The sequence below is a fragment of the Bradyrhizobium sp. P2_E8 genome (genome assembly GCF_056403875.1).
Genome location: NZ_JBFUES010000341.1, coordinates 1 through 7,577, shown reverse-complemented (window position 1 = coordinate 7,577; position 7,577 = coordinate 1). Strand labels below are relative to the sequence as shown.

At 63.8% G+C, this 7,577-nt stretch carries 8 protein-coding genes; 3 read left to right on the top strand and 5 right to left on the bottom strand.

From position 1 onward, the window contains the following. The coding region (locus tag AC1D00_RS19660; RefSeq protein WP_477011806.1) for a response regulator transcription factor at positions 1-375 on the top strand (375 nt) is incomplete at its 5' end. A gap of 294 nt (positions 376-669) precedes the next feature. On the opposite strand, the gene AC1D00_RS19655 is transcribed toward AC1D00_RS19660, so the two are convergent. Together AC1D00_RS19655 and AC1D00_RS19650 are read right to left on the bottom strand one after the other, a co-directional pair. After that, positions 670-2,172: a flavin-containing monooxygenase gene (locus tag AC1D00_RS19655; RefSeq protein ID WP_477011805.1), complete on the bottom strand. Its 1,503-nt coding sequence runs from the start codon at positions 2,170-2,172 to the stop codon at positions 670-672. Positions 2,173-2,296: 124 nt separating this feature from the next. Beyond that, positions 2,297-3,055 (bottom strand): S1 family peptidase, encoded by a 759-nt coding sequence (locus tag AC1D00_RS19650; RefSeq protein WP_477011804.1) that lies wholly within the window; start codon positions 3,053-3,055, stop codon positions 2,297-2,299. Positions 3,056-3,157: 102 nt separating this feature from the next. Here AC1D00_RS19650 and AC1D00_RS19645 point away from each other — a divergent pair, with 102 nt between their 5' ends. Beyond that, on the top strand, positions 3,158-3,793 hold the full coding sequence (locus AC1D00_RS19645) for an HAD-IA family hydrolase (RefSeq protein ID WP_477011803.1): 636 nt from the start codon (positions 3,158-3,160) through the stop codon (positions 3,791-3,793). Positions 3,794-4,055: 262 nt separating this feature from the next. Here AC1D00_RS19645 and mtnA read toward each other — a convergent pair whose 3' ends face one another. The 3 genes from mtnA to AC1D00_RS19630 form a co-directional block, all read right to left on the bottom strand. Next, the gene (mtnA, locus tag AC1D00_RS19640) at positions 4,056-5,162 is read right to left on the bottom strand and encodes an S-methyl-5-thioribose-1-phosphate isomerase (protein WP_477011802.1); all 1,107 of its coding nucleotides are present in this window, start codon (positions 5,160-5,162) and stop codon (positions 4,056-4,058) included. Positions 5,163-5,180: 18 nt separating this feature from the next. Then, positions 5,181-6,056: an S-methyl-5'-thioadenosine phosphorylase gene (locus AC1D00_RS19635; protein WP_477011801.1), complete on the bottom strand. Its 876-nt coding sequence runs from the start codon at positions 6,054-6,056 to the stop codon at positions 5,181-5,183. A gap of 111 nt (positions 6,057-6,167) precedes the next feature. Continuing rightward, complete coding sequence (locus tag AC1D00_RS19630) at positions 6,168-6,440, bottom strand: phosphopantetheine-binding protein (protein ID WP_477011800.1); 273 nt, start codon at positions 6,438-6,440, stop codon at positions 6,168-6,170. Between the two features lie 353 nt (positions 6,441-6,793). Between AC1D00_RS19630 and AC1D00_RS19625 the strand changes: the two genes are divergently transcribed. Then, positions 6,794-7,577, top strand: a 784-nt coding sequence (locus AC1D00_RS19625; RefSeq protein WP_477011799.1) for an acyl-CoA dehydrogenase family protein, incomplete at its 3' end; no start/stop codon positions are given.

Here is a 7,577-nt window from a genome sequence, read left to right as displayed (position 1 = left end):
CTGCTGCAATGGCTGGAGCAGGCCAAGGGCAAGGGCAGCTCGAAGTCGCAAGGTGCTTCCTTGCCCGACAATCCGCAGCTCCGGTTCTATTACATGGGCGAAACCGCGCCCAACGAGTTCCTGCTGCGGCTGTCCAAGGAGTCCGGCTCGGCACTGCCGCCTGAATTCACCAGCGAACTCGGACTCACCACCCGTGAAGGCGAGGTGCTGGCATGGCTCAGCAAGGGCAAGACCAACCGCGACATCGCGCAGATCCTGGGATTGAGCCCGCGCACGGTCGACAAGCATCTCGAGCAGATCTATTCGAAGCTGGGGGTCGAGAACCGGACGGCGGCCGCCGCAATTGCGACGAGCGCGACAAGGCGGAATTCGTGACGGTACTGCGAATGAGTTGAGACGCCGTTCACCCAAACAACGGTGGTCGTCCCGGACAAGCGAAGCGCAGATCCGGGATCCATAACCACAGGAAGATATTTGGCGAAGACTCGGAGTGACCTGTCCGCCCTATAACCACGGCCTGGGAGTAGGCCGGGACCCATAATCACAGGGAGAGATTTGGCGAAGATTGGTCGTGCGGGATTAGCACCATCCGCAATCGATAGACCTGGCGGTATGGGTCCCGGCCTTCGCCGGGACGACAGCGGAGTGTGTGGTCAGCGCGAACGCACCTCACCCGTAAACGAACGCCTTGTCGTCCAGATCCGTCTTCGGGATCTCGTCCTTCTCGGTCCAGTAATCCTGGCTGTGCTGCCATTCCGGCTTGTCGCCGCGCTTGGGCAGAAGATTCATGTTGCGCATCATGTAGCCGGGATTGAAGTTTTCCGGATCGATCCAGGGCAGGATCGGCATGTTGTGGTCTTCGGGTCGCAAGCTCACCTCGACCTTCTTTTTGCCCTTCGCCTTCATGTGTCCGAGCAGGCGGCAGACGAAATCGGCGACGAGGTCGACGCGCAACGTCCAGCTGGCACGGAAATAGCCGAACACCCAGACCATGTTCGGCACACCCGTGAACATCATGCCGCGATAGGTGACGGTGTCGCCGAAGGCGAGCGGCTTGCCGTCGATCTCGAAGGCGATGTCGCCCAGCGCCGCAAGGTTGAAGCCGGTCGCGGTCACGATGACATCGGCTTCGAGCAGCTTGCCCGATTTGAGCTGGATGCCGTTCTCGACGAAACATTCGATCTCGTCGGTGACGACGGAGGCCTTGCCGCTGGCGATGCCCTTGAACAGGTCGGCATCCGGCACGAAGGCGATGCGCTGCCGCCACGGCCGGTAGCTCGGCGTAAAGTGTGTCTCGACGTCGTACTCCGGACCAAGAACCGCGCTGATCTGGCCGATCAGTTCCTTCTTCACCTGCTCGGGCTTCGACACGCAGAGCTTTGTGAACGCATCCTGCTCGAACAATATCTTGCGGCGGACGATCTCGTGGATCCATTCCTCGTCGACCTGGAGCCGGCGCAACTCCTCCGCGATCTCGATGGCGTTGCGGCCGAGCCTGAAATAGGTCGGCGAACGCTGGAGCATGGTCACATGCGCGCATGTGTCGGCAATGTTCGGCACCAGCGTCGCCGCCGTCGCGCCCGAGCCGATCACGACGACCTTCTTGTTCGTGAGGTCGATGTCATCAGGCCAGGTCTGCGGATGGACGATGCGGCCCTTGAAGCGGTCCGTGCCCTTCCACTCCGGCGTGTAACCCTCGGAATGGCGATAATAGCCCTGGCACATCCAGAGGAAGTTCGCGGTGAAGGTCTTGGGCTCGCCGGTGTCGGTCGTCACCGCCTCGATGGTCCAGAGATTCTGCTCGCTCGACCAGCTCGCGGAGTTGATCTTGTGCTTGTAGCGGATATGCCGCGCGATATCGTTGTCCTCGATCACCTCGTTCATGTAGGCGAGGATTTCTTCGGCGGTTGCGATCGGCGGCCCGACCCACGGCTTGAAGCTGTAGCCGAAAGTGTGGAGGTCGCTGTCCGAGCGAATTCCGGGATAGCGATGCGTGGTCCAGGTGCCGCCGAACGTCGCCTGCGTCTCCAGGATCACGTAGCTCGTGCCCGGAAGCTGCTTGGTGACGTGATAGGCGCTGCCGATGCCGGAGATGCCGGCACCGACGATCAGCACGTCGAAATGTTCCGAAGCCTGTTTGGTTGTGGCGTGACTGCGAACAGCGACATTCATTGTTGCTTCTATGCCTTGCTTGTCTTTTTGGCCGCCCTTGATGAGCGACGCGTTTCCTCCGCGACAGGCATGATCACCCGCCGCGCTTCCGCTTCAACATGGCACAGATCAAGTTGCGGTCAAATCACAGCGCCGCACCCCAGCTCCGCGCGGTCTGCAAGATCCAGTCGCGGTAGAGCGTGAGCGGCGTGACGCCGGTCAGCCCGCCGCAGCCGGCGGCGCCGTTCGGCCCCGTGGACCAGCTGATGAGGCCGACGAGCACGGCGCCGTTCGGCTTGTCCTCGAACACGGGACCGCCGGAATCACCGGTGCAGGCGCCAATTCCGTCGCGAACACCGTTGGTTACAGGATCGACCAGCCGGATCTGAAGCGTGCCGGGCTGGYCGGTGACGACGAGGCCCGCGACGCGCGTCGCGCCGCCGCTCTTGCCGTCACCGCGCACGGTGACGCCGATGCCGGCGATGACGAAGCGGTTGCCGACCTGAATTGGAATATTCGGCATGCCGACCGGCACCGTCGATTTTCCCTTGAGTGGAATTTCCAGTTGCAGCAGCGCCACGTCGGCGGTTGCGCGATGTGCCTGCATCGCCTGCATGTTGAAGCTTGGATGGATCGCGACGGTGCGGACGTTCAGCAATTGCGGCTGGCCGTCGGCGCCGCGATCGACGATCTTGTAGTCCGCGCCGGGCTGCACGCAGTGGGCGACGGTGAGCACGAGTCTTGGCGCGATCAGGCTGCCGGTGCAGAAATTGCCGCGTGAACCGACGATGGTGACGACGGCACGCGCAATGCCATCGGCCTGCGGCGTGCCGCCACCGACGATGGCATCGGCGGGCGTGGCGGGCAGCAGCGCAGCGACGATGAGAATTGCAAGCTTCTTCATGGGAACACGCCTTGGCGGCGACCTTGGTGGGGTTGCTTCGGACTGGCCCTTGCCGATAGCGCATGCTAGCCGTCTTGGAAAGGAATTGACGAGGGCAGGACATTGGCGATCGAGGCTGTGATCTTTGATTTTGGCGGCGTGCTGACGAGTTCGCCGTTCGAGGCGTTCGCGCGGTTCGAGACCGAGCGTGGACTGCCCATCGACATCATCCGGCGCACCAACGCCGCCAATCATCTGGAAAACGCCTGGGCCAGGTTCGAGCGCGCCGAGGTCGACATCGACACCTTCGACACGCTGTTCGCGGAGGAGTCGCGCGCGCTCGGCGCGGAGGTGCGCGGCCGCGACGTGCTGCCGCTGCTTCAGGGCGATCTGCGTCCCGAGATGGTCGAAGCTTTGAAGCGGATCAAGGCCGGCCTCAAGACCGGCTGCATCACCAACAATCTGCCCGCCAACGCCATCGGCAGYATGACCGGGCGCTCGCTCTACATCGCCGAGGTGATGGTGCTGTTCGACCACGTCATCGAGTCCGCCAAGATCGGCCTGCGCAAACCCGACCCACGGATTTACAAGATGATGGTCGAGACGCTGAAGGTCGATCCTAAGAATTGCGTCTATCTCGACGATCTCGGCGTCAATCTGAAACCCGCGCGTGAGATTGGCATGACCACCATCAAGGTCACCAGCGGCGCCCAGGCGATCGCCGAGCTCGAGAAGGCGACAGGGTTGAGGCTCTCCTAGGCGCGCTGCCAATTCCTCATCCTGAGGAGCGCGCTTTGCGCGCGTCTCGAAGGATGAAGGCCCGGCTGGTGCCCCTCGCCCTTCGAGACGCCGCGTAGGCGCGGCTCCTCAGGGTGAGGGAGAGAGGTCGGTGCACGCCGCTTCAACTGAAGCGTCATTGCGAGCGCAGCGAAGCAATCCAGAATCCCACCGCGAAGACAGTCTGGATTGCTTCGCTGCGCTCGCAATGACGAGATCGGGGCGACTGTCCTCGTGAAATGSCCTACTCCGCCGCGGTGGCGATCCGCTCGGGAAACGCGGCTGCGAGCGAGGCGCGGTCGGGCTTCAGCACACCGCGCTCGGTGATGAGACCGGTGACGAGACGAGCAGGCGTCACGTCAAACGCGTAATTCGCGACCGGCGAGCCCTCCGGCACGATGCGCACCGTCTCCAGCCTTCCGTCGGCGGTGCGGCCGGTCATATCGGTGACCTCCACGCCGCTGCGCTGCTCGATCGGGATGTCGCGGATGCCGTCATGGACGGCGAAATCGATCGTCGGCGACGGCAGCGCGACGTAGAACGGCACGCCGTTGTCATGCGCGGCGAGCGCCTTGAGATACGTGCCGATCTTGTTGCAGACGTCGCCATTGGCGGCGACGCGATCGGTGCCGACGATGGCGAGATCGACCATGCCGTGCTGCATCAGATGGCCGCCGGTGTTGTCGGGGATTACCGTGTGCGGCACGCCGTGATGGCCGAGCTCCCAGGCCGTGAGCGAGGCCCCTTGGTTACGCGGCCGCGTCTCGTCGACCCAGACATGGATCTTAATGCCGCGCTCATGCGCCAGATAGATCGGTGCCGTCGCCGTGCCCCAGTCGACGGTCGCAAGCCAGCCGGCATTGCAATGGGTCAGCACGTTGACGACCTCGCCCGGCTTCTTCGCCGCGATCGCCTCAATCAGCGTCAGGCCGTTGGCGGCGATGCCACGATTGATCTCGACGTCCTGCTCGACGATCTCGTCGGCGCGCGCATAGGCAGCCTCCGCCCGCTCAACGGGATCGATCGGCGCGAGCGTCGCACGCATCTCGTCCAGAGCCCATTTCAGATTGATTGCGGTCGGGCGTGCCACGACGAGCGTCGCGTAGGCGCGCTTCAGGCCCGCATCGGAACTGTCCTCGCGCATGGCAAGCGCCATGCCGTAGGCCGCGGTGGCACCGATCAGCGGCGCGCCGCGCACCAGCATGTCGCGGATCGCCACTGCCGCGTCGTCGCAGGAGGTCAGGCGCGCGACAACGAACTCATGGGGCAGCCGGCGCTGGTCGATCGCGCCGACCGACCAGCCGTCGCGCTCACGCCAGATGCTGCGGAAATGCTTGCCGTCGACCTTCATGGCTTTCTGCCTTTCGTCTCACCCACGCAGCACGCGCCCTGCCACCGCATCGAGCTTCTTCAAAAGCTCGGGATCACGCGCCTCTGGCGCGGTGATCAGCGCGGTATCGAGCGCGCGATCCGAACCGATCGGGCACGGCTCATGCTCACGCGGAAAGTCTTGCGCCAGCCGCGCCACCAGCGCCTTCGCCTTGTCGGCATTCGAGGTCAGCACGCGAATGATGTCCTGCACGGTGACGGCGTCGTGGTCGGGATGCCAGCAGTCGAAATCCGTCACCATCGCCACCGTTGCGTAGCAGAGCTCCGCTTCGCGCGCGAGCTTCGCCTCGGGCATGTTGGTCATGCCGATCACGGAATAGCCAAGGGTCTTGTAGGTCATGCTCTCCGCAAGGGTCGAGAACTGCGGCCCTTCCATGCAGACATAGGTGCCGCCGCGCGCGATTGCGATGCCCTCGGCCTCGGCAGCCGCGGCGAGATGGATGCGCAGCCGCGGCGAGACCGGATGAGCCATCGACACATGCGCGACGCAGCCGCGGCCGAAGAACGAGCTCTCGCGCTTGTGGGTGCGGTCGACGAATTGATCGACCAGAACGAAGGTGCCGGGCGGCATCTCTTCCTTGAACGAGCCGCAGGCCGACAGCGAGATCAGGTCGGTGACGCCGGCCCGCTTCAGGACGTCGATATTGGCGCGATAGTTGATGTCGGAGGGCGACAGCCTGTGGCCCTTGTCGTGCCGCGGCAGGAACACGATCGGCAGGCCTGCGATGGTCCCGCGCCGCAGGGGCGCCGACGGCTCGCCCCACGGGCTCTTGATCACCTCTTCGCGCGCACCCTCGAGGCCCGGCAGGTCATAGATGCCGGAGCCGCCGATGATGCCCAATACCGCCTGCGTCATGCCTGTTCCACCCTGTCTGCTCCATGCGACATGGTTAAGCTATGCCAGTTTTGCGGCGGTTTTGGAACGGGGTGCTGTGGTCTTGCCGGGCTGAAAGAAACCTGCGCCGAACTAAGCCGCGGTCGCCGGCTGCAGCTGGGTGGCGACCATGCGCTCCAGCGTCTCGACGGACTGGAAATTCTCCGGCGTGATCTCGGATTGCGGGATGGTGAAGTCGAACTCGGCTTCGACGCCGAGCATCAGGTTGACCATGTCCATCGAGGTCAGCCCGACGTCGACGAGCTTCGCCTGCGGCGTGACGTCAGCGGCGAGCGAGTTCTGCTCGAGGATGCCCTTCACCAGCTTGATGATGCGATTGCGCACGTCGGTATTGAAGGCCTGCATCGGCAAATTCCCGTTTGTCTAGTCGGACCGGACTGCCGCTTACGATGGGCAGGGACGGCCGATCTCGCAATGGCCGGCACTATTACTTCGCGTTTCTTAGTAAACGATGACTCAGATTGTCTGGAATCCCGGCATCTTCCAGATCCCTAACGCGATCGCGGAAATTCCGACCATGCCAACAACCGGACCTTAACTGTTCGTTCGGAATTTGGCTTTGTTTACCCTGTATTTCATCGACGAATTTGAATTAAATCCGTAGCCTCGTCTCACAAGCAAAGATGGTCGGAGGATCGCTTACACGGCATCGCGAATGATGCCGGCGATCTCGAACGGCAAACCGGAGGCGGACGAGCATGAACGTGCGTGAAGCAGTTCTCACTGTCGACGAAACGCAGACGAGCCTCCTCGAGCAGGGTCCCTCCCTGATCGAGCGCGCCACCCGAACCTCTGCAGCGGCAGCGGCCGACGCAGACGGGGTCGATCGCGACGCCCGCTTCCCGCACAAGGCCTTCGACGTCGCGCGTGAGCAGAAATTGCTCGGCGTCATGATCCCGGTCGAGTTCGGGGGCTTCGGCGCCTCGATCTACGACGTCACCGACATCTGCTACACGCTCGGGCGGGCCTGCGCCTCGACCGCGATGATCTACGCAATGCACCAGACCAAGGTCGCCTGCGTCGTCAGGCACGGCCACGGCATTCCCTGGATGGAAACCATGATGCGCCGGGTCGCCCGCGACCAGTGGCTGCTCGCCTCCTCCACCACCGAAGGCCAGAACGGCGGCAACATCCGCGCCAGCGCGGCCGCCGTCGACGTCGCCGGCGACACCGTCTCGCTGCTGCGCGACGCCACCGTGATCTCCTACGGCGCCGAGGCCGACGGCCTCGTCACCATCGCCCGCCGCGCCACCGACGCCGCCGCCTCCGACCAGGTGCTGCTGGCGCTCGCCAAGGACGATTACTCGCTGAAGCGGACGCTGGGCTGGGAAACGCTCGGCATGCGCGGCACCTGCTCCACCGGTTTCGAGCTGAAGGTCGACTGCCCGTCCGACCGTGTCTTCCCGGAAGCCTACGACAAGATCCATGCCCAGACGATGACGCCGTTCGCGCATCTGTGCTGGTCCTCGGCCTGGGCCGGCA